This window comes from Streptomyces sp. NPDC059201 (assembly GCF_042754585.1).
GTDB lineage: Bacteria > Actinomycetota > Actinomycetes > Streptomycetales > Streptomycetaceae > Streptomyces.
The window spans coordinates 1,121,559-1,148,558 of the sequence record NZ_JBHZBB010000001.1 but is presented as its reverse complement, the minus strand read 5'-3'; the positions used below and the strand labels follow the sequence as shown (position 1 = coordinate 1,148,558).

24 protein-coding genes are annotated in these 27,000 nt (G+C 76.1%); 9 read left to right on the top strand and 15 right to left on the bottom strand.

Translation table 11 applies throughout. The features are described from left to right. Position 1 precedes the first annotated feature (1 nt). Positions 2–1,540 (top strand): sigma-70 family RNA polymerase sigma factor, encoded by a 1,539-nt coding sequence (locus ACFXMG_RS05085; protein ID WP_383819132.1) that lies wholly within the window; start codon positions 2–4, stop codon positions 1,538–1,540. Between the two features lie 7 nt (positions 1,541–1,547). Here ACFXMG_RS05085 and ACFXMG_RS05080 read toward each other — a convergent pair whose 3' ends face one another. From ACFXMG_RS05080 to ACFXMG_RS05065, 4 genes are all read right to left on the bottom strand, one after another. Next, positions 1,548–2,357: a CAP domain-containing protein gene (locus ACFXMG_RS05080; protein ID WP_383819134.1), complete on the bottom strand. Its 810-nt coding sequence runs from the start codon at positions 2,355–2,357 to the stop codon at positions 1,548–1,550. 200 nt (positions 2,358–2,557) lie between these two features. Next, positions 2,558–3,511 carry a universal stress protein gene (locus ACFXMG_RS05075; protein ID WP_383819135.1) on the bottom strand — a complete coding sequence of 318 codons (954 nt, stop codon included), beginning with the start codon at positions 3,509–3,511 and terminating at the stop codon, positions 2,558–2,560. 181 nt (positions 3,512–3,692) lie between these two features. After that, the gene (locus ACFXMG_RS05070; protein WP_383819137.1) at positions 3,693–4,976 is read right to left on the bottom strand and encodes an acyl-CoA dehydrogenase; all 1,284 of its coding nucleotides are present in this window, start codon (positions 4,974–4,976) and stop codon (positions 3,693–3,695) included. A gap of 161 nt (positions 4,977–5,137) precedes the next feature. Then, complete coding sequence (locus ACFXMG_RS05065; protein ID WP_351852514.1) at positions 5,138–5,593, bottom strand: Rrf2 family transcriptional regulator; 456 nt, start codon at positions 5,591–5,593, stop codon at positions 5,138–5,140. Between the two features lie 557 nt (positions 5,594–6,150). Here ACFXMG_RS05065 and ACFXMG_RS05060 point away from each other — a divergent pair. Beyond that, entirely contained in the window at positions 6,151–6,273 is a 123-nt protein-coding gene (locus ACFXMG_RS05060) for a hypothetical protein (RefSeq protein WP_383819139.1), read from the top strand. Between the two features lie 256 nt (positions 6,274–6,529). Continuing rightward, positions 6,530–7,411 carry a glutathione S-transferase C-terminal domain-containing protein gene (locus tag ACFXMG_RS05055; RefSeq protein ID WP_383819141.1) on the top strand — a complete coding sequence of 294 codons (882 nt, stop codon included), beginning with the start codon at positions 6,530–6,532 and terminating at the stop codon, positions 7,409–7,411. A 31-nt stretch (positions 7,412–7,442) separates the two neighbouring features. Here the strand turns inward: ACFXMG_RS05055 and ACFXMG_RS05050 are convergent, their stop codons facing one another. Then, positions 7,443–8,483 (bottom strand): NAD-dependent epimerase/dehydratase family protein, encoded by a 1,041-nt coding sequence (locus tag ACFXMG_RS05050; protein WP_383819143.1) that lies wholly within the window; start codon positions 8,481–8,483, stop codon positions 7,443–7,445. 142 nt (positions 8,484–8,625) lie between these two features. Between ACFXMG_RS05050 and ACFXMG_RS05045 the strand changes: the two genes are divergently transcribed. Beyond that, positions 8,626–8,865 (top strand): DUF5133 domain-containing protein, encoded by a 240-nt coding sequence (locus ACFXMG_RS05045; RefSeq protein ID WP_383819144.1) that lies wholly within the window; start codon positions 8,626–8,628, stop codon positions 8,863–8,865. A gap of 1,000 nt (positions 8,866–9,865) precedes the next feature. Here ACFXMG_RS05045 and ACFXMG_RS05040 read toward each other — a convergent pair. After that, positions 9,866–11,068: an MFS transporter gene (locus ACFXMG_RS05040; protein WP_383819146.1), complete on the bottom strand. Its 1,203-nt coding sequence runs from the start codon at positions 11,066–11,068 to the stop codon at positions 9,866–9,868. 57 nt (positions 11,069–11,125) lie between these two features. Here ACFXMG_RS05040 and ACFXMG_RS05035 point away from each other — a divergent pair, with 57 nt between their 5' ends. Next, positions 11,126–11,698, top strand: a complete 573-nt coding sequence (locus ACFXMG_RS05035; RefSeq protein WP_383819148.1) for a CGNR zinc finger domain-containing protein — start codon at positions 11,126–11,128, stop codon at positions 11,696–11,698. Positions 11,699–11,754: 56 nt separating this feature from the next. Here the strand turns inward: ACFXMG_RS05035 and ACFXMG_RS05030 are convergent, their stop codons facing one another. After that, the gene (locus ACFXMG_RS05030; protein WP_383819150.1) at positions 11,755–13,014 is read right to left on the bottom strand and encodes a D-alanyl-D-alanine carboxypeptidase family protein; all 1,260 of its coding nucleotides are present in this window, start codon (positions 13,012–13,014) and stop codon (positions 11,755–11,757) included. Positions 13,015–13,285: 271 nt separating this feature from the next. Here ACFXMG_RS05030 and ACFXMG_RS05025 point away from each other — a divergent pair, with 271 nt between their 5' ends. Further along, positions 13,286–14,569: a cytochrome P450 gene (locus tag ACFXMG_RS05025; protein ID WP_383819151.1), complete on the top strand. Its 1,284-nt coding sequence runs from the start codon at positions 13,286–13,288 to the stop codon at positions 14,567–14,569. Between the two features lie 18 nt (positions 14,570–14,587). On the opposite strand, the gene ACFXMG_RS05020 is transcribed toward ACFXMG_RS05025, so the two are convergent. From ACFXMG_RS05020 to ACFXMG_RS05000, 5 genes are all read right to left on the bottom strand, one after another. Further along, a complete protein-coding gene (locus ACFXMG_RS05020; protein ID WP_383819153.1) occupies positions 14,588–14,863 on the bottom strand; it encodes a hypothetical protein in 276 nt (91 codons plus the stop codon). Between the two features lie 62 nt (positions 14,864–14,925). After that, entirely contained in the window at positions 14,926–15,402 is a 477-nt protein-coding gene (locus ACFXMG_RS05015; RefSeq protein ID WP_383819155.1) for an NUDIX domain-containing protein, read from the bottom strand. Between the two features lie 70 nt (positions 15,403–15,472). Further along, positions 15,473–16,501, bottom strand: a complete 1,029-nt coding sequence (locus ACFXMG_RS05010) for an FAD-dependent oxidoreductase (protein WP_383819157.1) — start codon at positions 16,499–16,501, stop codon at positions 15,473–15,475. Then, positions 16,498–17,919 carry an FAD-dependent oxidoreductase gene (locus ACFXMG_RS05005; RefSeq protein WP_383819158.1) on the bottom strand — a complete coding sequence of 474 codons (1,422 nt, stop codon included), beginning with the start codon at positions 17,917–17,919 and terminating at the stop codon, positions 16,498–16,500. Before ACFXMG_RS05005 ends, ACFXMG_RS05010 begins: the two co-directional genes overlap by 4 nt. Continuing rightward, positions 17,916–19,406, bottom strand: a complete 1,491-nt coding sequence (locus ACFXMG_RS05000; RefSeq protein ID WP_383819160.1) for an FGGY family carbohydrate kinase — start codon at positions 19,404–19,406, stop codon at positions 17,916–17,918. The genes ACFXMG_RS05005 and ACFXMG_RS05000 overlap by 4 nt, the downstream gene beginning before the upstream one ends. Before the next feature lie 318 nt (positions 19,407–19,724). Here ACFXMG_RS05000 and ACFXMG_RS04995 point away from each other — a divergent pair, with 318 nt between their 5' ends. Continuing rightward, entirely contained in the window at positions 19,725–20,729 is a 1,005-nt protein-coding gene (locus ACFXMG_RS04995; RefSeq protein WP_383819162.1) for a hypothetical protein, read from the top strand. Positions 20,730–20,820: 91 nt separating this feature from the next. After that, positions 20,821–22,353, top strand: coding sequence for an amino acid permease (locus ACFXMG_RS04990; protein ID WP_383819164.1), 1,533 nt, complete (start codon positions 20,821–20,823; stop codon positions 22,351–22,353). Between the two features lie 19 nt (positions 22,354–22,372). Here ACFXMG_RS04990 and ACFXMG_RS04985 read toward each other — a convergent pair whose 3' ends face one another. Further along, positions 22,373–23,272, bottom strand: coding sequence for a GntR family transcriptional regulator (locus ACFXMG_RS04985; protein ID WP_383819166.1), 900 nt, complete (start codon positions 23,270–23,272; stop codon positions 22,373–22,375). Positions 23,273–23,553: 281 nt separating this feature from the next. On the opposite strand from ACFXMG_RS04985, the gene ACFXMG_RS04980 reads away from it, so the two are divergent. After that, complete coding sequence (locus ACFXMG_RS04980) at positions 23,554–24,894, top strand: DUF2252 domain-containing protein (RefSeq protein ID WP_383819168.1); 1,341 nt, start codon at positions 23,554–23,556, stop codon at positions 24,892–24,894. 73 nt (positions 24,895–24,967) lie between these two features. Here ACFXMG_RS04980 and ACFXMG_RS04975 read toward each other — a convergent pair whose 3' ends face one another. Both ACFXMG_RS04975 and ACFXMG_RS04970 read right to left on the bottom strand, forming a co-directional pair. Further along, positions 24,968–26,359 (bottom strand): NAD(P)/FAD-dependent oxidoreductase, encoded by a 1,392-nt coding sequence (locus ACFXMG_RS04975; RefSeq protein WP_383819169.1) that lies wholly within the window; start codon positions 26,357–26,359, stop codon positions 24,968–24,970. A gap of 87 nt (positions 26,360–26,446) precedes the next feature. Continuing rightward, positions 26,447–26,986, bottom strand: coding sequence for a PadR family transcriptional regulator (locus ACFXMG_RS04970; protein ID WP_383819171.1), 540 nt, complete (start codon positions 26,984–26,986; stop codon positions 26,447–26,449). Positions 26,987–27,000: the final 14 nt, after the last annotated feature.

Here is a 27,000-nt window from a genome sequence, read left to right as displayed (position 1 = left end):
CATGCACAGCGACGAGCAGCGCACCACCGCCCTGGTGGAGGCGGCGCGCGCGGGCGACCCGCACGCCAGGGACGAACTGGTACGCGCCTGCCTGCCGCTCGTCCACAACGTGGTGGGGCGCGCCCTCGACGGACACGCCGACACCGACGACATCGTGCAGGAGACCCTGGTCCGCGCCCTCGACGGGCTGCCCGGGCTCCGCGACCCCGAGCGCTTCCGCTCCTGGCTCGTCGCCATCGCCATGAACGGCGTCCGCCGCCGCTGGCGGGAACGCCGGCAGGCCCCCGTGCCCGGCCTCGACCGGGCCGTCGACCTCGCCGACCCGGCCGGCGACTTCACCGACCTCACCATCCTCCGCCTCGGCCTCACCGGCCAGCGCCGCGACGTCGCCCGCGCCACCCGCTGGCTCGACGAGGACGACCGCGAACTGCTCTCCCTGTGGTGGCTGGAGGCCGCCGGAGAACTCACCCGCCCCGAACTCGCCGAGGCGCTCGGCCTGCCCCCGGCCCACACCGCCGTCCGCGTCCAGCGGATGAAGGAGCGCCTGGAGACCGGCCGGGCCGTCGTCGGCGCCCTCGACGCCGACCCCCGCTGCCCCGACCTCGCCGCCGCCCTCGCCCCCTGGGACGGCCGCCCCTCCCCGCTGTGGCGCAAACGCATAGCCCGCCACCTCCGCGAGTGCACCGCCTGCGCCACCGGCCGCGCCCGCCGGGGCCTCGCCCCCGTCGAGGGCCTCCTCGTCGGCATCGGCCTCGTCCCGCCCGTCGCCGCCCTCCTCGACGCGGGCACCGCCCCGGCCCTCGCGGCGGAGCCCGTCGGCATGACGCTGCCGCCCGCCCCGGCGGGCCTCCCCGACGCCGACCCCGCCCTCCCCGGTGCCGACGCCGCGCCGTCCTGGGCGTTCAGCCGCCGCGCCGGTACCGCCGGCGTCGCCGCCGTCGCCGTCCTCGGGGTGCTCGTACTCACTCTCCCCCAACAGTCCGAGACCCCGCCCGAGCCCCGCAAGCCCGCCGCCGCACCCCCCGCCACCACCCCGGCACCGACACCCCCGCCGACCCCCGCGCCGAGCACCGCCACGGCCACCCGCCCGGCCCCCACGCCGAAGCCCACCACCGCCGCGCCCACCCCCACCCGCACCACCGCACCGCCCCCCGCCGACCCGGGGGAGCAGGTGACCGAACTGGTCAACCGGCTGCGGGCGGACGCCGGTTGCGCCCCGCTGCGCACCGATCCCCGGCTGACGGCCGCCGCCCGCGCCTACGCCCGGGACATGACGGCCCGCGGCTACTACGACCACGCCAGCCCCGAGGGCGAGTTCGCCGACACCCGGATCACCGAGGCCGGCTACCGCTGGTCGGCGTGGGCGGAGAACCTGGCCCAGGGACAGCCGGACCCGGCCGCCGTCGTCGACAGCTGGCGGAGCGACGATCCCCACGCGCGCAACCTGCTCGACTGCGCCTACCGCGACACCGGCGTGGCCGCCGTCCCCGGCCCGAGCGGCACCGTCTGGGTCCAGAAGCTGGCGGCGCCCGCGAACTGACGGGGCGTCAGCCCTTGGTGCCGAAGTCCTGCACCCACCACGGCCCGTCGGCGGTGAGGGACACGCCGACGCCGATGTCACGGAACGCGCAGTTGAGGATGTTCGCCCGGTGCGCCGGGCTGTCCATCCAGTCGTCCATCGCCAGCGCCGGGGTCTTCGGCCCCTTGTGGATGTTCTCGCCCCACGCCGACCAGTCGTAGCCGGTGGCGCTGATCCGGTCGCCGCCGTCCCGCCCCTCGGGGTTGTCGTGGGCGTAGAAGTCGCGGGCCGCCATGTCGTCGGCGTGCCCCTGGGCGGCCCTGGCCAGCCGGGTCTCGGCGCGCAGCGGGTCGCAACCGGCCTTGTCCCGCTCGGCGTTGGCGAGGGCGACGACCTCCTGGACGAAGCGGGAGGCGCGGGCCGGTGCCGCCACCGGGGCGGCGAGGACGGCCCCCGTCTGCGGCGCGAGCCCGTCGCCCCGGCGGGCCGCTTGGTCCTCCTGGGGCTCGGCGCGGGCCTGGGGCGAGGTGGGGGCGGAGGGAGGAGGAGTGGGGGGTGGGGCCTGGGGGGCGGGGGGCCTGGCCGCGCGGGGGGCGGGAGCGGTGGGTGGGGTGGCCGCGTACAGACCGAGGAGGACGGTGACGACGGCGGCGGTCGTGCCCGTGGCGAGCACGGTCGCGGAGAAGGTCGGGCGGGGGAGCGCGCGGCGGCGGAGCGGGCCGCCGCGGCGGTGGCGGCCGGACGGGGGTGTGGCGGGGTGGGGGTGAGGCGAGGAGGGGAGGTCGGGGGGTTCGGGGGGGTTGGACGGGGCGGGATCGGGGGGGCCTTCGTGCCGCATGGGGTTCCGTTCTCCTGGCTGCGCCGCCGTTCGGGCCGGGGCTCGGGGCGAGCCCGCGGGGCGACGGGGTCAAGGCTTTCCGCGCGCCGCCGCCCCGACACCCCGTGTCAACCCGGAGGGTCAACTCCGCGTGTCAACCCGCCGTGCCGGCTTGACGCGGCGGCCGTACGGGTGCACTCGGCCCGGCCTCAGCCTCGGCCTCAGCCCAGGGGGATCACCGCCACCGGGCAGGGCGCCAGGTGGAGCGCCGCGTGCGCCACGGAGCCGATCCGCTGGCCCAGCGCGCCGCGCTTGGCACGGCGGCCGACCACGAGCAGTTGCGCGGCGCCGGAGGTGGTGAGCAGGACCTGTCCGGCGCTGCCCAGTTCGACGTGTTCGGTCACCGGCACGTGCGGGTACCGCTCGCGCCAGGGCGCGAGGGCCTCGCGGAGCGCCTTCTCCTCGAAGGGCACCAGCCCGCCGGCGTCGTCCGCCAGCCGCATCGAGGCCGGGCTGAACGCGTACAGCGGCGGCAGGCTCCAGGCGCGCACCGCGCGGATCGCGGCGCCCCGGGCGTCGGCCGTCTCGAAGGCGAACCGCAGCACCGCCTCGCTGTCCTCGGGGCTGCCCTGCTGGCCCACCAGGATCTCGCCCGTGGGCGGTTCGTCCGCCCGGTCGTCGTGGGCGCGGACCGACACGACCGGACGGGTCGCGGCGGCGATGACCTGCTGGCCGTACGAGCCGAGCAGGAACCCGGCCACCGCCCCGTGCCCGCGCGAGCCGATGACCAGCATCTCGGCCTCGTCGAGCGTGTCGAGCAGCGCGGCGACCGGCGTGTCGGTGAGGACCTCGGAGGTGACCGCCACCTCCGGGTGCCGTCCCGCGATCTCCTCGGCGGCCTCGCGCACCACCTGTTCGGCGGCCCGCTCCTGCGTCGCGCGGTCCTGGACGAGCGGCAGGTCGAGCGGCTCCCACCGCCAGGCGTGAGCGAGCCGCAGCGGGAGACGCCGGTGCCCGGCCTCCCGCGCCGCCCACTCGGCGGCGGCCAGGCTCTCCGGCGAACCGTCCACCCCGGCCACGATCTCCCGGCCCGCGCGGTGCTCGGGGGCCTTGCCGGTGTCGTCGGCTCCGGTCTGGTGGGCCTCTGCTCCGGACTGGTGGGCCTCGCGACTCATGTGACGTCCTCCCTGGTCGTGACGGAACGGGCCCGGCCCGGCGGCCGGTCCCTCCTCACCTCCAGCTTGGGCCCATCGGCCGTCCCGGATGAGGGTCCGAGGTCCCGACATGCCGGTCCTTCCGTCCCCGGACCTTTCTTGAACATGTTCAAGACGGCGTGGCAGTGTGGCCCGGGGTGGGTCAGGCGCTGCGGGCGAGGCGGGTGTGGGTGTTGTTGAGGTAGTGGTCGCCGATGTCGCGCAGGCGGTGGGCGGGGCGCGTACGGGCGGTGAGGGCGCGGGCGTTGCGCCAGAAGCGGTCGAAGCCGGGGCCGCCGCCTCCGGCGCCCGGGGCGGCGGGCGGGGCGCCCTCGACGAGTTCCAGGATCCGGGTGGTCAGCTGGACCGCCGCCCGGCCGGTGACGGTCTCGGCGGCGGCGACCAGGACGGCGAGGTCGGCGCGGTCCTCGAAGCCGAGCGTCCAGCCGGCGCGCAGGCCGCGGGTGAGGGCGTCGGTGGCGCGTTCGGCGACGGCGGCGGCGGTGTGCGCGGCGGTCGCCAGCTCGCCGTAGGAGAGCAGGAGGTACGGGTCGTCCCCCTGGTCCGGCAGTCCGCCGGCGGGCGCGGCGTCGCGGGACGCGCGGTCCGGCTCCGGGGCGACCGCCCGGTTCACGTCCCGGGCCTCGGCGAGCGCCCCCTCCGCGATGCCGAGCGCCACGTGCACGAGCAGCAGCCGCAGCACCAGCGGGGCGAGCGCGGTGAAGGGGGCCACCGCGTGCTCGTCGGCGGGCAGGGTCCCGAGGACCCGCGTCCGGGGGACGGGCACGTGGTCGAAGACGACCGTGCCGGCGCCGGTCAGCCGCTGCCCGACCCGGTCGGCCGCCGCCTCGGTGAACACCCCCGGGTGCGCCGGGTCCACGAGCACGACCAGCAGGTCGCCGGTGCCCGCCGGGCGGGCGGCGACGACGAGCCGGTCGGCGACGGTCACGGCGGAGTCGAACGCCCGCCGCCCGTCGAGCAGCCAGCCGCCCCGGTCGGCGCGGGTGAGCGTGAGGCCGGGCGCCGCGCCCGACGGCGGGGGCTCGGTCGCCCCGGCGAGCAGCCAGCCCTCGGCCGCCGTGCGGGCGTCGAGGCGCGGGAAGGTTTCGGCGGCCCGGCCCGACGGGCCGGCGAGGAAGCGGCTGGTCCACGACAGGGCGTAGTGGTGGGCGAGGAGTTCGCCGACCGAGCTGTCGGCGGCGGAGAGCTCCCGTACGGCCGAACACGCGGTGCGCAGGTCGGCCCCGTGATCGCCGCCGCCGAGCGCGGGGTCCGCCGCCGTCAGGAAGGCGGGCAGCCCGGCCTCCTGGAGCCGTTCGACCTCGTCACAGGGGGCCTTGCCGGCCCGGTCGCGGGCGTGCGCGTCGACGGCCAGGTCGTCGGCGAGTTCCCGGACGACCCGTCGCCAGAGCGTGTCGTCCCTAGGCGTCGTCTGCTGCGTGCTCATCCCACCCCACCCGTCCTCCCGTAATCCCACCGGATCACTAGGGATAGTGGCAGAGGGGGAGCCGCGGGCCCAAGAGGCGTCCGAGATGTGGATGGGGGTGTTTCGGTGGGTGAGATGTAGTCAAGTCACCGCAGGTGGCAGGGGGTTGGAGCTGTCACTGCTCACGGGTTGGTCCATGCCTCCGGGTCGTCCGCGCGCGCCGCGATCCCGGCGGGCAGCTCCGCCGACGCGACCTCCGCGAGGGAGACGCCCAGCACCTCGCGGACGCTGGCCCGCAGCGCGATCCACAGCGGCAGCAGCGACTCGGCGGGGCCCGTATAGGCCAGGTCCGGCGGGCGTTCGCCGCGCACCGACACCAGCGGGCCGTCCACGCAGCGGATGACGTCCGCGACCGAGATCGTCTCGGCGGGCCGCGCGAGCCAGTAGCCGCCCCGCCCGCCGCGCTGGCTCTCCACGAGCCCGCCCTTGCGCATGTCGCCGAGGATCCCCTCCAGGAACTTGTGCGAGATGCCCTGCCCCTCGGCGATCGCCTCGGCCTTCAACGGCCCCGCGTCCCGGGCCGCCGCGAGCTGGAGGGCGGCCCGCACGGCGTAGTCGGCCCTGGCTGAAATGCGCATGCGGCGCATTATTCCGTACGACTCCGAGGCGCGCCGGACGGCGGCCCCCGGGGCCCCGCCTCCGCCGGTGCGGGGCCCGGCCGCGCCTCCCCGCCGGACGGCGCGCGGTCGTCGGCCCGGGGCGGGAACGCCTTCGGTGCGGGGTGGGAACGTCGTTCGGTGCGGGTCGGGAGCGCCTTTGGTGCGGGTCGGGAACGCCTTCGGCCCGGGGTGGGAACGCCTTCGGCATGGGACAGGAACGTCCTTCGGTGAGGGGCGGGAACGCCTTTGGTGCGGGTCGGGAACGCCTTCGGCCCGGGGTGGGAACGCCTTCGGCATGGGACAGGAACGTCCTTCGGTGAGGGGCGGGAGCGCCTTTGGTTCGGGTCGGGAACGCCTTCGGCTCGGGTTGGGAACGCCCTTCGGTGCGGGGTGGGAGCGCCCTTCGACCCGGGGCGGGAGCGTCCTTCGGTGCGGGTCGGGAGCGCCTTCGGCAGTCCTGTCCGCGCCCTTGACGGCGTCCGCCGGCCGCCCGACACTCGCATCAGGGAAATCCGAGCGGACGGGTAGGGAACCACATGGGACACGGCGACGCGCTCCGCGGCCGGCCGGCCCGGCTCCTGCCGCGCCCCCTGCCCCGCTCGCTGCCCCTCACCTCGCGCCGCCACATCGACCTGCTGCGGGTGTGCGGCGCGACCTGACCGCGCCCGGTCACCGCGTCCGGTTGTCGCGCCCCCGTTGAGTCGAGGGTCGAGGGGCGAGCCCTTCCCTCCGTACCGCCGTACTGACTGACGTACCGCGTGTCCTGCCGCACCGCGGCGTACCGCCCTACCTCGCCGTCACGCCGCCCAACCGCCCTACCGCCTTCCCGTCACTCTGCTGCCGCCGCACGGGCGTTCCCGCATGCCATGGAGCCGTCCCGCCCGGACCCAGCACCGAGCAAACCCTGGGAGCACCATGCCCGTCGTCGTCCCGTCCTCGCTGCTGCCCGCCTCCGCCGTGCCCGCGTTCCGCGGCCGGATCGGCCGCTCCGCCGACAGCGGCCACTACGCCGTGCCGCACCGCTACCGCCTCCACGTCGCCCCGGCCGACCCCGACTGTCTGAGCATCGCCGTCACCCACGGACTCCTCGGCCTCGACGAGGCGCTGCCGCTGCGGCTCCTCCCCGAGGTGCCCGACACCCCGGACGGCTCGTACACCGTGCTGCGCCCCCTCTACGAGGCCAGCGCCCACCTCTACACCGGCCCGGCCGCCGCGCCCGTCCTCGGTGACGTCTGGACCGGACGGATCGTCAGCACGCACGTCCCCGACATCCTCCGCGACCTCGCCCTCCGCTTCCGGGGCGACGGGCCGGACCTCCTGCCGGAGGAGCACCGTGAGGAGATCGCCGCGCTCGCCGCGCTCTGCGCGGACGGCGTCCACCGGGCGGCGCAGCGCGCCGGGGAGCTCGGCCTCGACCCGGAGGCCGGCGCGCGGCGGGAGGCGGAGGAGGCCCTCGGCACGCTCTTCGCCGCGCTCGGCGGCCTCGACGCCCGGCTCACCACGCACCCGTACGTCCTCGGGCACGCCCCGACCCTCGCCGACGTGCACGTCTGGGGCGCCCTCGTCCAGCTGGACACCGTGCACCGCTGGCACCTGGACGCCGCCGCCCTGCACCGCGTCGCCGGTCACCGCGCGCTCTGGGCGTACGCCCAGAGGCTCGCCGCGCACCCGGCGTTCGCCCGCCACCTCGACGTGGAGGCCGTCCTGCGCCGCCACCGCGCCCACTGCCGGGGCCGGGAGGCGGCCGGCGCGGCGATCCGGATCGTCGACTGGGGCGCGGCGGGTGGCGGTCGGTGAGGGGGGAGGGTAGGGGGCGGCCGATCGGGGCTCAGGCGGCGGCGCGGCGGCCCGCCAGGGGGGCCGTGTCGTCGCCCGCGCCGGAGCGGACACCGCGCAGGAACGCCTCCAGGGCCTCCACGGAGGTGGCCTCCGGCTGCCAGTCGAGCTCCTGGCGCGCCCGGTCCGTGGACATCACGGGGAGGTGGCGCAGGAGGTCGAAGAGGCCGGGCGAGGCGGGCGCGAGGCGCAGGTGCCAGGCCGCCGCGAGGGCGCCCCGCACGGCGCCCGCCGGGACCTTCACCGGCCGGGCCCCGAACATCTCGCCGAGCAGCGCCGCGTCCACCACCGGCTCGGCCGCCAGGTTGAACGCGCCCCGCACGTCCCGCAGCACCGCACGGACGTAGGCGTCGGCGGCGTCGTCGGTGTGCAGGACCTGGAAGCGCAGGCCCGCCGGTTCCGGAAGCAGCGGCAGCAGGTCGGGGCGGACCATCCGGCCGGGCACGAACCGGCCCGCGAAGAGCCGCCGCTGCTCGCTCGCCGCCTCCTCCTTGAACAGGAACGCGGGCCGCATGCGTACCACCCGGGTCTGGGGGTGGTCGCGCTCGAAGGTGTCCAGGACCCGTTCCAGGTACGCCTTCTCCTGGCTGTAGGCCGCGCCCGGCCAGCCGTGCGTGGGCCACGCCTCGGAGACGGGCGCGCCGCTCTCCGGGCCGGGGGAGTAGGCCCCGACCGAGGAGGCGACGACCAGCGCGGGCACGCGCGCCGCCGCGACCGCGTCGCAGACCCGCAGGGCGCCCAGCACGTTGGTGTTCCAGGTCGTCACGGGGTCGTGCGTCGGGCCGAAGCGCCACGCGAGGTGCACGACGGCGTCGGCGTCGGCCATGTGCTGGGCGAGCCGGGGCCCGTCGCCGTCCAGGGACAGGTCGACGGTGTCCCACTCGACGCCCGGGAGGTCGAGCCCGGGCCTGCGGCGGGCCAGCCCGAGCACGGAACCGACTCCCGGCTCGCGCCTCAGTGCCCGCACCACGCTGGTGCCCACGTTGCCGGTGGCGCCGGTGACGACCACCCTCAGTCGCGTACTCGGGTTCATGTCTTCGACCCTCCGCCCATCGGGCGACCCGCGCACGTCGACCATGGGAGCATTACGGAGCGTGAGCGTGCGGGTCGCGCGCGTGGCCGGTCGCGAGCACCATGGAGCGACGCACGAGACAGGGGCCATCACGGAGGAACCCATGCTGCTGCCCGACCGGAACACCGTCGAACGGCTCCTCCGGCACTACCGCGCCCAGGAACAGAGCGTCCTCGCCGGCCCCTGCGACCTCTCCGTCCGCCGCCGCTTCGAAGACACCGCCTACACCCTCTGCGTCCTCATGGGCGTCCGCTCCACCCCCGAAGCCCTCCAAGCCGCCGAACGCTACATAGCCCCACCCACCCCACCCGTACCGGACCGGCGACCCCGCACGCCGGCGTAGGGGCGTGCACGCGCGCGTGGGGGCCTGCGGCGGGGCGTAGGGGAGTGCTGACGCGGCGCACATCGCTGCCGCGAGCAAGCGGGACCAGTGGAGGGAGCGGGTCGCGACGGGCCCCGCCACGACAGAGGCGCTCCGCACTGCCGAACGCTACGTAGCCCTCCGATCCGACCCGTGACTGGCTGGCGGCCGCGCACTCCCGGCGTGGGGCCTCGCAGGCGCGGGTGGGGGCCCGCGGCCCCGTGTAGGGGAGTGCCGACGCGGCGCAAGCCGCAGCCGCGAGCAGCAGAGCCGAGGGGACGGACCGGGTCGCCACCGGCCGCACCACGGCCGAGGCGCTCCGTGCCGCCGAGCGCTACGTCGTCCCTCCGGCCCCATCTGTGGCCGACCGCCGGCCCCGCACCCCGGCGTAGGGCCGCACGCGCGCGTGGGCCCCACGGCCCGGCGCGTAGGGGGAGCGCCGAGGCCGCGCACGCCGCTGCCGTGAGCGCCAGCGCCGCCGGGAGCGACCGGGTCGCTACCGGCTCTGCCACCGCCGAGGCCCTCCGACGCACTCCCGCGTAGGGGCATGCCGACGCGGCGCACGCCGCTGCCGTGAGGAGCAGCTCCGAGGGGAGGGAGCGGGTCGCCACCGGCCCGCCAGGTCCGAGGTGCTCTGCGCCGCCGAGCGCTACGGCGCCCCTGCGGTCCACCCGTGACCGGGTGGCGGCCCCGCACCCCGGCATAGGCGCACACGCCCGCGCGTGTGCGCCGCGACAGCCCTGCGTATGGGCGTGCCGACGCGGCGGACGCCGCTGCCGCGAGGAGCAGCGCCGAGGGGACGGACCGGGTCGCCACCGGCCCCGCCACCGCCGAGGCGCTTCGCGCCGCCGAGCGCTAGCCGCCCCCCGCGTAGGGGCGTACCGACGCGGGGGGCGCACCGCCGCCGCGAGCAGCAGCGCCGCCGGGAGGGACCGGGTCGCCGTCGGCCGCGCCACCGCCGAGGTGCTTGCGCCGCCGGGCGCTACGTCGTTCCTGCGGCCCCGCCCGTGGCTGGCCGGCGGGTCCGCGCCCCCGCGTAGGGGAGTGCCGAGGCCGCGCAGGCCGCCGCCGCTAGCAGTAGGGCTGAGGGGAGGGAGCGGGTCGCTACCTGACCCGCTGCCGCTGCGCCCAGTGCGAAGCTGGTGATTTTCAGGCTGGCTCCGGTGGTGAAGACGTGGTTTCGCAGTTGTCGGGGTGTCTCGTTGTGCCGGACGGTGAACAGGGCGGTGAGTTGCGGGCCTTCCGCGGCTCCTGCCGCCGCGAACGCCACCGTCAGGGCGACCGGGCCGGCCGTGGTGGCCAGCGTCCACGCGCCCGCCTGCACCAGGGCCCCGCACCAGAGGATCGTCCCTGGCGGCGCCAATCGCGGGAGTCGGGCGTGCAGTGCGGTCGCCAGCAGCGCGGATGCCGCCGTGACGGAGAGCAGCAGGGCCCCCTGGCCGGAACCGCCCAGCGTTCGCGCTCCGAGCGCCGGGACGCAGGCGGCGACCATGCCCTGTCCGGCCGCGCAGCCTACCGAGGTGAGGGTTGCGCGCAGCAACGGCCGTCGTCCGAACACCGCCCACGCCCCGTCCGTGGCCGCTCTTTTTGAGGTTCCGTCCTCTGGGTCGGCCGGGGGCAGCGTCCAGGCGACGGGTGCGGCCGTCGCTACCAGGGCCGCCGCGAGGGCGACCGCCGTCGGCGTGCCGAGGAGGAGTGCGGCGCTTCCCGCGAGCGCCGGGCCGGCGAGTGCCGCGAGGGAGAAGGTGAGCGCGTCGAGGGCGTGGAGGCGCGGCATCCGGTCAGCGGGCGCGAGCCGCGGCAGCTGTGCGGTCCAGCCGCCTGAGAGTGCCGGGCCCACCAGGCCCGTGACCACCGCGAGCAGCGCCGTCACGCCGAACGGCAGCCTGCCGAGGCCGAGCAGGATTGCTCCGAGCCCCGTCGCGTAGAGGAGGAGGGCGGCCGCCAGGAGGCGTCCCGGCCGTCGTGACCGGTCGAGGAGCGTCCCCAGGGCCGGGCCGCCCACCGCCGCGGCGACCGTGACGCACGCGAGGAGTGCGGCGGCCTCGGACGTCGATCCGGCTACGGCGAAGCCGGCGAGCGCCAGGGCGGGGCCGGACATCTCGTCACCGGTCCGGGCCGCGAGCGCCCCCGCCAGATGACCGGCGACGGACGGACGGCGAGGGCTTCCGCTTCGGCTGCGCATGGCGCCCGAACGTACCGACGTAACTCAAAGTCTCGCAATATGCGTTACATTCGGGCGATGCCCGTCCTCCCCGACCGGTCCACCCGGCACTCCACCCTCGCCATGGCCCTGCGCACCGCCGCCCTCGTCAACGCCCTGGTCGACCCGGCGGCCGGGCCCAAGGAGATCGCCGCCGTACTCCTCGCGCACGGCGAACCCGCGCCGGTCGCCGTGACCGCCGAGGACGTCACGGGGATGCGGGCCGCGGCCGTGCACCTGAGGGAGGTCTTCGCCGCCCGCTCCGCCGACGAGGCCGCTGCTCTCCTCAACACCCTGCTCGCCGCCCACACCGGCCCTCTCCGCCTCACCTCGCACGGCGGCACCGCCCCCTGGCATCCCCACACGGACGTCGACGACGACGCGCCCTGGACGCCGTGGCTCCTCGCCTCCGGAAGCCTGGCCCTCACCGTCCTGCTCTGGGACCGGCAGGCCCCGCCCGGCCGGACCTGCGCCGCCGCGACCTGCGGGGACGTGTTCGTCGCCCACGGCAGCGGGCCCGAGCGCCGCTACTGCTCCCGCCGGTGCGCCACCCGGGAGCGGGTGGCCGCCCACCGCCGCGCGCACACGCCGACGGCCCCCGCGACGGACTGAACGTCCGGCCGGGGCCGTCGGCGTGGGGCGGTCCTCGGGGGCCGTGCTCCGGTGGGTCAGAGGCGGGGTGCGCGGCGTCGCCAGGCCCAGAGGGCGAGGGCCGCCGCGCAGGCGGAGGCCACGAGGGACAGGGGGAGCGTTACCGAGCGGGGCGCGCCGGCGGGTTCCCCGGGGGCGGGGTGGGAGGCCGAGGCGCCCAGGGCGGCGGCTGGTGCGCCGGCGCCGCCGCGTACGGAGACGGCGCGGGCGTCCGTCCGTTCGTCCTGAGGGGACTTCGGGGGGAGCAGTGAGCCGACCGGCTGGACCTTGCCCGCCGCCTCGAAGCCCCAGTCGAGGAGGGAGCGCGCCTCCTCGTACACGGCGAGACCGCCGCCCGACTGCGGGTTCATCACCGACACGACCAGCGTCCGGTCACCCCGGCGGGCGGCGGCCACGAGGGTGTTGCCCGCGTTGCTCGTATAGCCGTTCTTGATCCCGATGAGCCCCGGGTAGCGGCCCACGCCGTCCGCGCCGGTGAGGAGACGGTTGGTGTTCGCGATGCCGTACGACCACGAGCCCGCCGGGAAGTCCGCGTACGCCGTCGAGCAGTAGCGGGTGAACTCCGGATCGTGGACGCCCGCCCGGCCGAAGACCGCCAGGTCGTACGCGGACGACACCTGGCCCGGCGCGTCGTACCCGTCCGGGGAGACGACGTGCGTGTCCAGGGCGCCCAGCGACCGGGCCTTCTCCTGCATCTGGCGGGCCATCGACTCCCAGCCGCCGCTCATCGACGCGAGGACGTGCACGGCGTCGTTGCCCGAACTGAGGAAGACGCCGTTCCACAGGTCGGAGACCCGGTACGTGTACCCCTCCTTCACCCCGACCAGGCTGCTGCCCTCGCCGATCCCCGTCAGCTCCTCGTCGGCCACCGTGTGCCGCGCGGACGCCTCGTGGTGCGGGAGCGCCGTCAGCGCGAACAGCGCCTTCAGCGTGCTGGCGGGCGGCAGCTTGCGGTGCGCCGCGCGGGCCGCGAGCACCTCGCCCGTCCCGGCGTCGGCCACCACCCAGGACAGCGCCGAGGGCGTCGGCAGCTCCGGCGCGCCGGCCAGCGGCTGCACCTGCGTCCCCGCCCTGTCGAGCCGCGCCCGGTCCACGAACCGCCGCGCGGGAGGCGTCGGTTCGCCGACGGATCCCGGCCCGAGGACCGGGGCGGCCGCCGGGGCGCGGGGCGGGGTCGCGGCGGTGGCCACGGGGCCGGAGAGCACGGGGGCGGAGAGCACGAGCAGCATCGCGGCGGAGCCCGCGGCGGCATGGCGAAGGGCTGACGTGACGATCATTCAGCCACCGTAGGAAGCAGGTGCGGGCCGCGCAGGGCGGAGTGCGCCACCCGGCCTACAGAACGCGACACCCAGCGGCGCGTCGTGCGGCCGGGCGGGTGGTCGTGGATGCCGTGCCGCTCCGCCAGGCGGGTGAAGAGGTGCCCCGGCCCTCGTGGGTGTGGGGTGCCGGTGGGCGGCAACTAGGTGTAAGTGCAGGCACGTTGAGCCTAGGATGCGGGCTGCCGTCCGGCCTCCCGGCCGGTGGTCCCGCACGTCGTCAGGAGTGGACATGGACGCACACCCCGGAGCCGCCGACGACCGCGCCCCGGCGCCGGAGCCGTACCGCCTCGACCCGGCCGGCGTCTGCCCGCACGCCGTCAACGCGCGCCTGCGCGCGCGGGGAGCCGTCGCCCCGGTGCTGCTGCCCGGCGACATCGAGGGCATGGTCGTCCTCGGCCACGACGCCCTGCGGGACTTCCTCGCCGACCCCGACGTCGCCAAGGGACCCCAGCACTTCACCGCGCTCGCCGAGGGCCGCATCCCCGAGGGCTGGCCGCTGCGCACCTTCGCCACCGTCCCCGGCATGACCACCGCCGACGGCGCCGACCACCGCCGCCTGCGCGCCCTCGTCAGCAGCGCCTTCACCGCCCGCCGCGTCGAGGAGCTGCGCCCGCGCGTGGAGGCGCTGACGAGGGGTCTGCTCGACGGGCTCGAGAAGGCGGCGGATGAGGGTGGCGGACGCGGGGACGGTGTCGTCGACCTGCGGCGTCACTACGCCCTCCCGCTCCCGCTCGGCGTCATCGGTGAACTCTTCGGCGTCGACCCCGCCCACCACGACCGGCTGCACCACCTCTCCAGCCTCGTCGTGGCCACCGACACCGAGCCCGCGCAGGCCGTCGCCGCCAACCGGGAGCTCGTCGAACTGCTCGGCGCCATCGCCGCGGCCAAGGCGGCGGCGCCCGGCGACGACCTCACCAGCGCCCTGATCGCCGCCCGCGACGAGGGCGGCGACCGGCTCTCCCAGCAGGAGCTCATCGGCACCCTGCTGCTCATGATCATCGCGGGTCACGAGACCACCCTCAACCTCGTCACCAACGCCGTCCGCGCCCTGTGCGCCCACCGCGAGCAGCTCGCCCTCGTCCTGGAGGGCCGGGCGACCTGGGCCGACGTCGTGGAGGAGACTCTGCGCTGGGACAGCCCCGTCAGCTACTTCCCGTTCCGCTACCCCACCCGCGATCTGACGGTCGGCGGCACCCTGATCCCCCGGGGCACCCCCGTCCTCGCCGGCTACTCGGCGGCGGGCCGCGACACCGACGCGCACGGCCCGGACGCCGACCGCTTCGACCTCGCGCGGACGGTGACGGCCAAGCATCTGTCCCTGGGTCACGGCCCCCACTACTGCCTGGGCGCCCCGCTCGCCCGTATGGAGGCGGCCGTCGCGCTCGAAGCGCTCTTCACCCGTTTTCCCGGGCTCGACGTCGCCGTCCCCGAGGACGGACTCACCCGCCACTCCGGCTTCGTCGGCAACAGCGTCCGCGCCCTCCCGGTCCGGCTCGGCCGTCCGGCGAGCTGACGGCACCGCCCGCGCCGGTCAGGCGCGCCGGCCCCGGTCCGCCGGACGGCCGGCCGGCGCGCCGGCGGGTGACGCGGGGGAGGTGCGCAGGGTGGAGACGAGGCGCAGCAGCCGGTCCTCGTTCCCGGCGAGGCCCGCCGCGCGCAGGGCCTCGTCGGCCTCCGCCATGGGGTTCGTCAGCATCACGCCCGCGTACGGGGCGAGGGACGGATCCGTCAGCACGGCCTGGGTGGATTCGAGGAGGCGCAGGTACGCCTGGGCCGCGGCGCGCTCGGTGGCGGTGATGGTGGTCATGTCGGGCTCCCTCTCGACGGCTTGACGCACCCCACCCTCTCGCACGGGTCTGACAATGGCCCTCAGGCCCGCCCGCGCACCCGCGTGACAAGCCGCTCCAGGAACTCCCGCTGCCCCTTGACCAGCAGCGGAGCGGCTTCCTCCGGCGTGTGCCAGCCCACTCGGTCCAGCTCCGGGAACTCCGCCTGGACGCCCGAACGGGGCGGCCACTCCATGGTGAACGTACCCGGCACGACCGCCGCCGGATCGAGGTCGCCTTCCACCGCCCACACGGTGACGGTCTTTCCGCCTGCCTGCCGCACCTCCCCGAGCCCGAACCACTCGCCGTCCGGCACCGGCACCCCCAGCTCCTCCAGGAACTCCCGCCGCGCCGCGTCCTCCGGCGCCTCGTCAGCCCCGTACTCCCCCTTGGGCACCGACCACGCGCCCTCCTCCCGCCGCGCCCAGAACGGCCCGCCCATGTGCCCGATCAGCACCTCGATCCCGCCACCCCCGACACGCCGGAAGACCAGCACCCCCGCACTCCGTGAAGCCGCCATGGCGTCAGTCTGACGGAGGCGGGGACGGCCCGCAGGGGGAGAAAGCCCGGCGGGCCGCCCCCCGCCTCGGTCAAACCTCCGCAGCCCCCACCAGCCCCGGTGACGAGTCCCCTCCGACGAGGTGCGCCAGTACGGCCCCGGCCACCGCCCGCCCCTCGGCGGCGGCCCGCACCGCAGGGACGCCGCCGCGCAGCAGACCCCCCGCCGCGAAGACCCCGGGTACACCGGTCCGCAACGCCGCGTCCACCAGCGGCCCCCGGGTGACGGGGTCGAGAGGCAGTCCGCCCGCACGGGCCAGCTCGTGTTCAGGGATCCAGTCACCGGTCAGTACGAGCGTGTCGCAGGCCAGCGTCCGGGCCCGCGCGCGGCCTGTCGGCCCGTCTGTCGCCCCGTCCGTTCTCCGGATCGTCACCCCGGCGAGTCGGCCCCGGCCGGTCAGTTCCGTCACCACCGTGTGCGTGAGGACCGGGACGCGCAGGTCGCCGCCGATCGCCGCGCGGGGGCCCTCGCAGAGCACGGCGGCTACCGCGACGCCCGCGTGGCGGAGCAGCCTGACGGCGTGTTCGGCCAGGGGGCCGGCGCCGACGACGACGGCGCGTCGGCCGATGGGTTCCGGGCGGTGGCCGAAAAGGGACACCGTTCGGAGGAGTTCGCCGGTGGTCAGGATGCCCTGGGGGCGGGTGCCCGGGAGGAGGCGCGCCGGGCGGGCGCGTTCGCGGGCGCCTGTGGTCAGGACGATCGCCCGTGCCTCGATCGTGGCGAGGCCGGTCGGGGCGGTCGTCTCCAGGGCGAGCGGGGCCGCCCAGCCGGTGACCGACACGCCGGTACGCAGGACGGCCCCGGCCCGGCGCGCCGCGCGCACCGCCCGTCGGGCGTAGCCCTGGCCGTCCAGGGCCCGGCCTCGCGGGTCCGCGCCGAACCCGGGGTGGGCGCAGAGGCGCGGCAGGCCGCCCGCGTTCGGCTCCCGCTCCAGGATCTCGACCCGTCCGGCGCCCGCCGCCGCGAGCCGTGCCGCAGCCGCCAGCCCCGCCGGGCCCGCGCCGACGACCAGCACGTCGACGGCGCGGGCCGCCCGTTCCTCCCGTGGCCCCCGGTTCACCGCGCCCCGGCCCCCTTCCCGTACTCCTCGAACAGGGCGCGCAGCGCCGGCCGGCAGTGGCTGCCCTGGCAGCGGCCGGCCCCGGCACGGGTGCGGCGGCGCAGGCCGTCCAGGGCGGCGGGCGGGACGGGCGAGGTGAGCGCGGCGCGCAGTTCGCCGCGGGTGACGTGTTCGCAATGGCAGACGACCGTCCCGAGTTCGGGGTCGCGGGCGACGGCGGCCGCGTCCCGGTAGGGGCGCGGGAACGCCTCGCCGAGGTTCGGCATCCGGACCGGGGCGAGGGGCCGCTCCGGGCCGGTCCGCAGTCCGCACTCGGAGAGCAGGCCGAGGACGTGTTCGGCGAGGGCGAGGGAGGCGGACAGGCCGGTGGAGCGGATCCCGCCGACCGTGACGTACCGCAGCGCCGGGTGGGCGGCGCACCGGTAGTCCTCCTGGCCGGTGGCGGCCCGCAGCCCCGCGTACGCGGCCGTCACCTCCTCCTCCACGAGCGCGGGCACGATCCGGGCGCCCTGCGCCCGCAGCCCGGCGAGGCCCTCGGCGGTGGTGCCGGTCGCGGTCCGGTCGTCGAGGTCCTCGGCGGTGGGGCCGAGCAGGACGTTCCCGTACACGGTGGGCGCGACGAGAACCCCCTTGCCGAGGGGGCCGGGGACGGGCAGCAGGATGTGCCGCACGAGCGCGCGGGCGAACTTGTCGTAGACGAGCAGCTGTCCCCGGCGGGGCGTGACCGTGAAGTCCCGGACGCCGAGCAGCGCGTCGAAGCGGTCGGCGTGGAGCCCGCAGGCGTTGACGAGGAACCGGGCGGTGAGCGGCCCGCGCGTGGTGGTCAGCCGGTGGGGCGCGCCGGGGCCGCCGGCCGCCACGGCCGTGACCTGGCAGCCGAGCAGCAGGTCGACGCCGTTCAGCAGCGCCTGCGTGGCGTAGGCGAGGGTGGTGGACCACGGGCAGATCAGCGACTCGCCCGGCACGGCCAGCGCACCGAGCGCCCCGCCGCCGAGGTGGGGCTCGCGGTGGCGGAGTTCGGCCGCGTCGACGATCCGGGTGGCGTGGTGCCCGTTACGGGCCGCCTTGGTGGCGAGTCCGGGCAGCGCGGCCAGCTGCTCCTCGTCCCAGGCGACGAGGAGCGCGCCGACCGGCTCGACGGGAATACCGACTTCAGCGGCGTAGCCGGACAGCAGCCGGTGCCCCGCCCGGACCAGCCCCGCCTCCAGAGTGCCCGGGCCGGCGTCGAATCCGGTGTGAAGGATCCCGGTATTGGCCTTGGAAGTGCCCTCCCCGACGTCGTCCCCCGCCTCGACCATCGCCACCCGCAGCCGATACCGCGCCAGGGCACGCGCGATCGCACACCCCACCACCCCGGCCCCCACGACGACCACGTCATACCCAGCGCCCGGCAACGACCCCCGCCGACTGACCCTCACGCCGACCCCTGAGGGCCGCCCCCGGAGTCCGTACCACCCGCACTCCCCACCCCGCGCCGCGCCAACAGCACCCGCACCTCCTCCCGGAACCGCCCCAGCCGGTCCGCCGCCTCGTCCGCCGAGATGGCGGGCTCGTAGACGGCGGAGGGCTTCCATGGCGGTACGGCCTCCGGGACGGTGAGGCTCGGGTTGTGGCCGAGGTGGGCCAGGGTGGCGGTGCCCAGGGCTGTGGCGTCGGGGTGGGGGGAGACCTCTACGGGTAGTTGGAGGAGGTCGGCCTGGGTTTGCATGAGGAGGGTCGAGCGGGTCAGGCCGCCGTCGGTGCGGAGGGCGTCCAGGGGGGTGCCTCGGTCGGTGGCGGCCGCTTCGGCTACTTCTACGACCTGTGCGGCGATGCCTTCCACCAGGGCCCGCACCAGGTGGCCGCGGGTCGTGTCGAGGCCCAGGCCGGTGAGGGTGCCGCGTGCTTCTCCCCGCCACCAGGGGGCGGCCAGGCCCGCGAGTGCGGGCACGAAGGTGACGCCGCCGGTGTCGGGTACCGAGCCGCCGACCGCGTCCAGGTCGCGCGCGCCGGTGAGGACGCCGAGGTCCGTGAGCCAGCGGACGGCGGACGCGACCGTGTACACCTGTCCGTCGAGGCAGTGCTCGGTACGTCCCCGCAGCCGCCACGCCACGCAGCCGACGAGGCCCGTCGTGGGGCGGGATGGGACGGGGCCGGTGCGGGCGAGGAGGAACGCCCCCGTGCCGTACGTGCACTTGGCGGCGCCCGGCGCGGTGGCGCTCTGGGCGAGGAGGGCGGCCTGCTGGTCGACGACGAGCCCGGTCAGCGGCAGTCGCGCTCCGAACGCCGTCGTGGTGCCGACCGGTTCGTCGCAGTCGACGATCCGGGGGAGGCGCTCACCTCCGAGGCCGTAGAGGTCGAGGGCCGGTGCCGACCAGGCGACGGCCGCCGGGTCGAGGACGCCCGTACGGCCCGCGGTGGCCACGTCCGTGACGAACGCGCCCGTCAGCCGGTGCACCAGCCACGCGTCGCTCGTCGTCACCACCCCGGCGCCGGTCGCGTGCCGACGGATCCAAGCCATCTTGGGCGCGGCGAAGTAGGGATCGACCGGGATCCCGGTGAGTTCCCTCAACTCTGCGTGGTGGGGGGCTAGTTCTGCGCAGATTTCGGACGCCCTCCGGTCCTGCCAGACCAGCGCGTCCGTGAGCGGGGCGCCGGTGGCGGGGTCCCACGCGAGGACCGTCTCGCCCTGGTTCGCGAGGCCCACCGCGACCACCGGGACGCCCGCGTCGGCGAGCGCCGCGCGGCCCGCCGCGACCACGGAGCCGTACAGCTCGGAGGGGCCGACCTCGACTCTGCCGCCCGGCAGATAGCGGGGCCGTACCGGCGCCGTGCCGGTGCCCAGGATCCCGCGGTCCGGGCACACGACGAGTGCCTTCGTGCCGGAGGTGCCTTGGTCGACGGCGAGTACGGGGCCGCCCGTCATGTACCTGCTCCCGTCGTGAGTGCGCGCCGGCGGAAAGGGGTCAGGCTGGCGGGTGGGCGGCGGGCCGTCAACCCTGTCCTCGTGAGCGTGTCAGGTCGCCCTCCGTTACCTGACGGTAGTTCAAATTCTATCACTGGCCTGATAGTTGCGGTCACGGGGAACATCCGGACGGTCACCTTCGGTCGCGCCTATAGTGAGCGCCGCTCTCCGACCGACCGCGCCCGACCGAGGACCGATGACCACGCCCACCGCCCCACCCACCGGCCCACCCGCCGCGCCACCCGACGCCTCACCCGTCACCCCACCCACCGCCCGCTGATGACCGGACACGGCTTCCGGCCCGTCTTCCACCCGGCGGGGCACGACCACGCCCTGCGCCACGCGCTCCAGGACCTGCGCACCGGCCGCTGGGGCGCGATGGCGCGGCTGCTCGAAGACGCCGGCGATCCGGCCGGGGCCGACCACTGGGACGGGTGGACCCGTCGTACGCAGATCCTCGCCACCGTCGCCGCCGGAAGCGACGTCGTCCACGCCTGGCGCACCGAACAGCCGGGGAGCGGAGCCGCCGCCGTGATGCACGGCCGGGTCGCGGTCGAGCGCGCCGTCCGCGCCCACCGCACCGGGCACGCCCGCACCGGCGCCCTCTGGCAGGAGGCGTGGACCGCCTGCGCCGAGGCCGCCGAACGCGCCCCCGCCGACCCCGTGCCCTGGATCGGCCTCCTCGCGCTCGCCGCGCTCGACGCCCGCCGGCACACCGCCGAGCACCGCGTCCGCCCGCCCGCGCCGATGCTGCCGCCCGGCCCCTGGGGGCTGCTCGCGGAGGCCGAGAAGCGGGACCCGTACAACCGCGAGGCGTACCACCGCATGCTCCAGTTCGTGTACGCGCGCAGCGACGGCCCGCTCTCCGAGGCCGTCAACTACGCCCAGTGGGCGGCCTCTTCGGCCCCGCGCGGTTCCGCCCTGCACGCCCTGCCCCTCTACGTCAGGGTCGAGCGCTACCGGCGCGACCGCGGCCACGAACACGCCCTGGACCTGCACTGGGTCGGCGAGGACGCGGTGCGCGAGGCCCGGCGGGCGATGGACACCTGGTTCCTCTTCTGCGCCGTGCCGGAGGCGTCCCAGCTGGACCTCAACCACCTCGCGCACGCCCTCTTCGGCGCGCTGCGCTTCGCCGACGCGGCGCGCGTCTTCGAGGCCCTCGGGCCGTACTACACCACCCTGCCCTGGGCCCACCGCACCCCGCACCCGGCCGACCGCGCCCTCGCCGAGGAGGTCTTCCTGCGCGCCCGCGCCCGCTGTCTCGGCCCCGGACCTCTCCCGTAACGGCTCCCCGCCTCCGTACCCGTACCGCTTCCGCCATCCCCGTACCGCTTCCCCCGTCCCCGTACCCGCATCCCGCCCGGAGGTTCCCCGCATGTCCCGCACCGCCGCCCCGGACGCGCCGGGCAAGCAGCCGGCAGCCCTGCCCGACGAGGAGGCGCGGCTGCGCGAGCTGGGGTACCAGCCGGTGCTCGCGCGCCGGATGGGCGGCTTCGGCAACTTCGCCATCAGCTTCTCGGTCATCTCCGTGCTCTCCGGCTGCATGACCCTGTACGGCTTCGGGCTCGGCACCGGCGGCCCCGCCGTCATGCTCTGGGGCTGGGCCGGCGTCGGCCTCTTCGTGCTCTGCGTCGGGCTCGCGCTCGCCGAGGTCACCAGCGCCTACCCGACCTCCGGGGCGCTGTACTACATGGCCGACCGGCTCGGCGGGCGCCGCTGGGGCTGGTACACCGGCTGGCTGAACCTCCTCGGTCTGCTCGGCGCCATCGCCGGCATCGACTACGGCGCGGCCCTCTTCACCGGCGCGTTCCTCAACCTCCAGTGGGGTTTCGCCCCCACCCCCGGCTCCACCTTCCTGATCTTCCTGGCGATCCTGCTGCTCCACGCCGTCCTCAACCTCTTCGGGGTGCGCCTCGTCAGCGTCCTCAACTCGATCAGCGTCTGGTGGCACCTCGCGGGCGTCGCGGTCATCGTCGGCGCGCTCGCGATCGTCCCCGACCGCCACCAGTCGGCCGGCTTCGTCTTCACCGAGTTCGTCAACGACACCGGCTGGGCCAACCCGTTCTACGTCGCGGCGATCGGCCTGCTCCTCGCCCAGTACACCTTCTCCGGGTACGACGCCTCGGCCCATCTCTCCGAGGAGACGGCGAACGCGTCCGTCACGGCGGCCAAGGGCATCGTGCGCGCCATCTGGGTCTCCTGGATCGCCGGGTTCGCGCTCCTCGCCGGACTCACCTTCGCCATCCAGGACTACGCCGGGACCGTGGGCAGCGAGACGGGCGTCCCGCCCGCGCAGATCCTGCTCGACGCGCTCGGCACCGGCGGCGCCACCGCCCTGCTCCTCGTCGTCATCGTCGCCCAACTCTTCTGCGGCAACGCGGAGGTGGCCGCCGCGAGCCGCATGGTCTTCGCCTTCAGCCGCGACAACGCCCTTCCCGCGTCCGCGACCTGGCGGAAGGTCAGCCGCCGCACCCAGACCCCGGTGCCGGCCGTCTGGCTCTCCGTCGGCGCCGCCGCCGTGCTCGCGCTGCCCTCGCTGTACTCGGCGACCGCGTACGGCGCGGTCACCGCGATCAACGTCATCGGCATCACGCCCGCCTACGCCATCCCGATCCTGCTGCGGCTGCGGGCCGGGCGCGACTTCACGCCCGGCCCGTGGAGCCTCGGCCGCTGGAGCAGGCCGATCGGCTGGGTCGCGGTCGGCTGGGTCGCGGTGGTGACCGTCCTCTTCTGCCTGCCCCAGAAGAGCCCGGTGACCGTCGACACCATGAACTACGCGGTGATCGCCCTCGCCGTCGTCCTGTTCCTGGCGACCGTCTGGTGGTACGTCGCCCGCCGCTCGTACGGCACGCCGACCCCGTACGGCAGCGCCCGCGAGGAGGCGGAGATCGCGGACGGCATCGTCTGAGCCCGCGAGCGGGCCTGCCTCAGAGGCTGTACTCGTACGTCCAGGCCGCCTCCTGGGCCGAGAAGTCGATGTCCGTGACCTCCAGGACGTGCCCGTGCTGGTCGCTCACCACCCGGTGGACGCTCAGCCGGGCCGCGCCGCCGGCCGTCGTCCCCGCGGCGCCGGGCGGGACCCGGACCGACTCCCGGTGGGTGGCCCGCAGGCCCGCCTGGTGCATCCAGTGGTACAGCAGCCGCAGGTCCGGCTGGTGCACGCAGTAGCGGGCCCGCCGGTAGCGGGCCAGCTGCGGGATCTCGTCCAGCGCGGCCCGGGAGAACCACGACACCGCCCGCTGGAGCTCGGGCCCCTGCGGGGCCAGCACCCGGTGGCGGTGCACCAGCGTCGGCTCGCCCGGCGCCAGGTGCAGGCGCGGGGCGAGCGCCGTCGGCGGCGGCTCCCAGCCGAGGGAGGCCCGCACCAGGGCCTCCGCCGCGCGCGGCCCGCCCGGGAAGACCGGGCGCGCGGCGGTCGGTGCCGCCCGGGGTGCCGGAGGCGGCGCCCCGCCGCGCTCCGGCCCGCCCGCGGCGAAGGTGCCGCGCCGGTCGGTGACCACGAGCCGCTCCTCGCGCAGCAGTTGCAGCGCGCTGCGGACGGTCTGCCGGTTGACGTGGTACCGCTGCGCCAGCGACCGTTCCGAGGGCAGCCGCCCGCCGGGCGCCAACGCCCGCCGGACGAGATCGTCCCGCAGCGCCGAGGCGACCCGCAGATAGCGGGGAACCTCCCCTTCGGGCGGCTCGGGCGAGGGGGGCTCGGACAGCGGGGGCCCGGACGACGGGGGCCCGGACGGCGGAGGACCGGACGCCGAGGGCCCTGACGGCGAGGGCTCGGAGTACGGGTGTCCGGAGTGCGGGGGTCCCGACAGCGGGGGTTCTGCGTGCAAGGGCCCGGACTCCGGGAGGTCGGGCCCCGGGAGGTCGGGCCTCGGGAGGTCGGACCTTGGCGGTTCGGACCTTGGGGGTTCGGAATCGGGTACGGCCATGATCAACCCCTTCTTCGCTCAGCGTGATCGCGTGGGCCGGATGGGTGATCAATTCCTATCATTGGTCTAAACCAGTTCGCTAGAGCGGCCGTGCAGAGTGGCCGAAACCCGCGTCGCACCCTGTAATGGGGACCAGGCGACAGGGCCGGTCCCGACCGGCGGTGGAACAGGGGTGAGGCCGGATGACGACGCCCTCGGAGCGCGCTGAACGGGGCCGCGCGGCCCGCAAGCGGGTCCCGCGCTCCTCGCACGGACGCTGGATACCGAGCTCCCAGCGCCCCGACCCGCTGACCGTCCTGGAGCGCCAGGCCGCCGACCGGCTGCCCGACCTCGCCCCCGTACGGTACGGACGGATGGCCGCGTCCCCCTTCGCGTTCCTGCGCGGCGCCGCCGCCGTCATGGCCGCCGACCTCGGCGCCACCCGCAACACCGGCCTCACCGTCCAGCTCTGCGGCGACGCCCACCTCCTCAACTTCGGCGTCTACGCCTCACCCGAACGGACGCTCCTCTTCGACGTCAACGACTTCGACGAGACCCTGCCCGGCCCCTTCGAGTGGGACGTCAAGCGGCTCGCCGCCAGCGTCACCGTCGCCGCCCTCCAGAACGGCAGCCCGCGCCCCAAGGCCCACCGCGCCGCGCTCGTCGCCGCGGAGTCGTACCGCACGACCATGCGCCGCCTCGCCGCCCTCGGGGAACTCACCGTCTGGTACGAGCGGATCGACGCCGAGGAGGTCGCCGCCCTCGTCCGCCCCCGGGAGCGCGAACGCGTCTCCCGCGGCCTCGCCAAGGCCCGCCGCCGCACCAGCCTCCAGGCCCTCGACAAGCTCACCGCCCGGGACGGCGACGGCGGCCGTCACCTCGCCGAGGACCCGCCGCTCCTGGAGCGCGTCGCCGACCTCGACCGGGTCGGGCTCGGCAAGATCTTCAGCGACTACCGCAGCTCGCTCTCCGAGGAGCGCCGCCTCCTCCTCGACCGCTACACCTTCCGCGACGCCGCCCGCAAGGTCGTCGGCGTCGGCAGCGTCGGCACCCGCTGCTTCGTCGTCCTCCTGGAGGGCCGCGACGGCGCCGACCCGCTCATCCTCCAGATCAAGGAGGCCGGCCGCTCGGTCCTGGAGGCGTACCTCGCGCCCACCGCCTACCCCCACCAGGGGCGGCGCGTCGTCTGCGGCCAGCGCCTCACCCAGGCCGCCAGCGACATCTTCCTCGGCTGGATGACCGGACCCGAGCAACGCCACTTCTACTGGCGCCAGTTGCGCGACATGAAGGGCTCGGCCGAGGTCGAGTCGATGACCCCCGCCCTGCTGCGGGAGTACGCCGGGCTGTGCGGGCGCGCCCTCGCCCGCGCCCACGCCCGCTCCGGCGACCGCGTCGCCATCGCCGCGTACCTCGGCTCCTCGGACGTCTTCGACCGCGCGGTGGCCGACTTCTCCCTCGCCTACGCCGGGCAGAACGCCGACGACTACGCGAGCCTCGGCGCCGCGATCGCCGCCGGCATGATCACGGCGGCCCCGGGCATCTGACCGCCCGGAGCCGCCGGGAGCCGCCCGGAGCCGCGCCCAGCCCCCGCCGTCCTCGGCGTCCTCGCCGCCCCCGTCAGGTGTCCTGGCGCAGCGGCGGACCCGCCGGGGTCCGCGGGACCGGCGAGAAGAGTGCCGCGCGGACCATCGACGGGGCGAAGAGGCTGGTCAGCGGGGCCGTCAGGGTCAGCACCGCCCGGTAGGGCTCTCCGACCACCGGGTCGCCCGCCGCGCGCTCCTGGACGCGGGCCAGATACCAGCCGGTGACCGGGTCCAGCGCCTTCGGGCGGGCCGCGTCGCCCCGTGCTCCCGGCATCTGCTTGTCCGCGCCCGAAGAGATGTCCCACGCCTGCCGGGACGCGTCGAGGAGCGCCCGCTGCACCCGGCGGGTGGTCGGGACCCGCCGCGTGTCCGCCAGCGCCCGGCGCAACGCGACGGCGGCGAGCGCCGCCGTCGCCATGCCCTGCCCGTAGATCGGGTTGAACGAGCACAGCGCGTCGCCGGTCGCGAGGAATCCGGCCGGCCGGCGGCCCGGACGGTCGTACCGGCGGCGGATGTTCGCGGTCTGCCGGAAGCCGTGCACCGGCGTGACGGGCTCCGCGGCGGCCAGCCACTCGCCGAGCACCGGATGCGGCATTCGCTCCGCGAACTCCTCGAACGCCCCTGGTTCCGTGGGCGGTTCGTCCCCGCGCAGCCCCGAGAAGGTCACCATGTGGTGGCCGTCGCCGAGCGGCACGATCACTCCGCCGTACGGCTGCCGCGGGCCCGGCACGATGTAGTAGCCGAGCGCGTCCGTGTCGGGCACCGCGTCCGTCGCCTTGTACACCCGCGAGGCGTACGCGAGTCCGGTGTCCAGGGTCTCTTCGTGCGGCGCCTCGGCGCCGATCGCGGCCAGCCAGTCCGCCGCCTTCGTCGACCGGCCGGAGGCGTCCACCACCAGATCTGCGGAGAGGGTACGGGGCTCCCGCGCGCCGTCCGCGCCGCGCTCCCGCAGCCGTACGCCCGTCACCCGCGCGGCCGTACCGGTCAGGCCCAACGTCTCGGTGCCCTCTATGAGCTCGATCCGCGGGTCGGCGAGCACCCGCCGCCGCACCAGCCACTCCAGCTGGGGGCGCGGGCCGCTGTAGAAGTGCTCGGACGCGGGCAGGCGGGTGAACCACTGGCCGGACTGCCACTGGACCATGTCCGTCGGCATGCCCACCTGCGGCGCGCCCAGCTCCCTCAGCTCGTCCATGAAGCCGGGCAGCAGCTCGTCGAGCGCCCGCTGTCCGCCCCTGACGAGCACGTGCAGATGCCGCCCCTGCGGCACCCCCGGCCGCGCGTCCGGCCCCTCCGGCACCCGGTCGCGCTCGACCACCGTGACCCGCTCCGCGTGCTCCGCGAGCGCCCGCGCCGCCAGCAGCCCGGCGAGACTCCCCCCGATGACCACGGCGTGCCGCGCTCCCCGCCGCCCCAAGTCGTCCCCCATACCCGCCCCTTCATGTCGTGGACCATGACCCGCTACCGACCAGTATCCACGGCGACACCCGGGCGGACGGGTTCGCGGCCCCGACCCTCAGTCCTCCGGCCCCAGTTCGGCGAGTGCCGCCGTCAGCCACTCCACCCAGAAGCGCTCCAGGTCGATGCCGCCGCGGAGGACCAGGTGGCGCAGGCGGTCGGGTTCGGTGGTGCGGCGGTCGGCGGGGAAGTCGCGCCGCTCGATGACGAGGTACTCGTCCAGTTGGGCGCGGTGGAGGGTGAGATGGCGGTCGAGCTCGGCCCGCAGGCCGGCCGAGCCGACCACCGCCGCGGCCCGCATCCGCAGGAGCAGCGCGGAGCGCAGCGGCTTCGGGTCCTCGGCCGCGCCGACCCACTCCCGCAGGAACTCCCGCCCGGCGGGCAGCACTTCGTACTCCTTGCGCTGCCCGCGCACCGGCACCGGGGAGGGCAGGGCGCGGATCTGCCCCGCCTCCTCCAGCCGCCCCAGCTCCCGGTAGATCTGCTGGTGCGTGGCCGACCAGAAGTAGCCGATCGACTTGTCGAACCGGCGCGTCAGTTCGAGGCCGGAGGACGGCTTCTCGAGCAGCGCGGTGAGGATCGCGTGCGGGAGGGACATGCTCGCATCCTAGG

Coding starts and splice junctions, on each gene's coding strand:
- ACFXMG_RS05085 (WP_383819132.1), top strand. CDS start 2: ATGCACAGCGACGAGCAGCGCACCACCGCCCTGGTGGAGGCGGCGCGC.
- ACFXMG_RS05080 (WP_383819134.1), bottom strand. CDS start 2,357: ATGCGGCACGAAGGCCCCCCCGATCCCGCCCCGTCCAACCCCCCCGAA.
- ACFXMG_RS05075 (WP_383819135.1), bottom strand. CDS start 3,511: ATGAGTCGCGAGGCCCACCAGTCCGGAGCAGAGGCCCACCAGACCGGA.
- ACFXMG_RS05070 (WP_383819137.1), bottom strand. CDS start 4,976: ATGAGCACGCAGCAGACGACGCCTAGGGACGACACGCTCTGGCGACGG.
- ACFXMG_RS05065 (WP_351852514.1), bottom strand. CDS start 5,593: ATGCGCATTTCAGCCAGGGCCGACTACGCCGTGCGGGCCGCCCTCCAG.
- ACFXMG_RS05060 (WP_383819139.1), top strand. CDS start 6,151: ATGGGACACGGCGACGCGCTCCGCGGCCGGCCGGCCCGGCTCCTGCCG.
- ACFXMG_RS05055 (WP_383819141.1), top strand. CDS start 6,530: ATGCCCGTCGTCGTCCCGTCCTCGCTGCTGCCCGCCTCCGCCGTGCCC.
- ACFXMG_RS05050 (WP_383819143.1), bottom strand. CDS start 8,483: ATGAACCCGAGTACGCGACTGAGGGTGGTCGTCACCGGCGCCACCGGC.
- ACFXMG_RS05045 (WP_383819144.1), top strand. CDS start 8,626: ATGCTGCTGCCCGACCGGAACACCGTCGAACGGCTCCTCCGGCACTAC.
- ACFXMG_RS05040 (WP_383819146.1), bottom strand. CDS start 11,068: ATGCGCAGCCGAAGCGGAAGCCCTCGCCGTCCGTCCGTCGCCGGTCAT.
- ACFXMG_RS05035 (WP_383819148.1), top strand. CDS start 11,126: ATGCCCGTCCTCCCCGACCGGTCCACCCGGCACTCCACCCTCGCCATG.
- ACFXMG_RS05030 (WP_383819150.1), bottom strand. CDS start 13,014: ATGATCGTCACGTCAGCCCTTCGCCATGCCGCCGCGGGCTCCGCCGCG.
- ACFXMG_RS05025 (WP_383819151.1), top strand. CDS start 13,286: ATGGACGCACACCCCGGAGCCGCCGACGACCGCGCCCCGGCGCCGGAG.
- ACFXMG_RS05020 (WP_383819153.1), bottom strand. CDS start 14,863: ATGACCACCATCACCGCCACCGAGCGCGCCGCGGCCCAGGCGTACCTG.
- ACFXMG_RS05015 (WP_383819155.1), bottom strand. CDS start 15,402: ATGGCGGCTTCACGGAGTGCGGGGGTGCTGGTCTTCCGGCGTGTCGGG.
- ACFXMG_RS05000 (WP_383819160.1), bottom strand. CDS start 19,406: ATGACGGGCGGCCCCGTACTCGCCGTCGACCAAGGCACCTCCGGCACG.
- ACFXMG_RS04995 (WP_383819162.1), top strand. CDS start 19,725: ATGACCGGACACGGCTTCCGGCCCGTCTTCCACCCGGCGGGGCACGAC.
- ACFXMG_RS04990 (WP_383819164.1), top strand. CDS start 20,821: ATGTCCCGCACCGCCGCCCCGGACGCGCCGGGCAAGCAGCCGGCAGCC.
- ACFXMG_RS04980 (WP_383819168.1), top strand. CDS start 23,554: ATGACGACGCCCTCGGAGCGCGCTGAACGGGGCCGCGCGGCCCGCAAG.
- ACFXMG_RS04975 (WP_383819169.1), bottom strand. CDS start 26,359: ATGGGGGACGACTTGGGGCGGCGGGGAGCGCGGCACGCCGTGGTCATC.
- ACFXMG_RS04970 (WP_383819171.1), bottom strand. CDS start 26,986: ATGTCCCTCCCGCACGCGATCCTCACCGCGCTGCTCGAGAAGCCGTCC.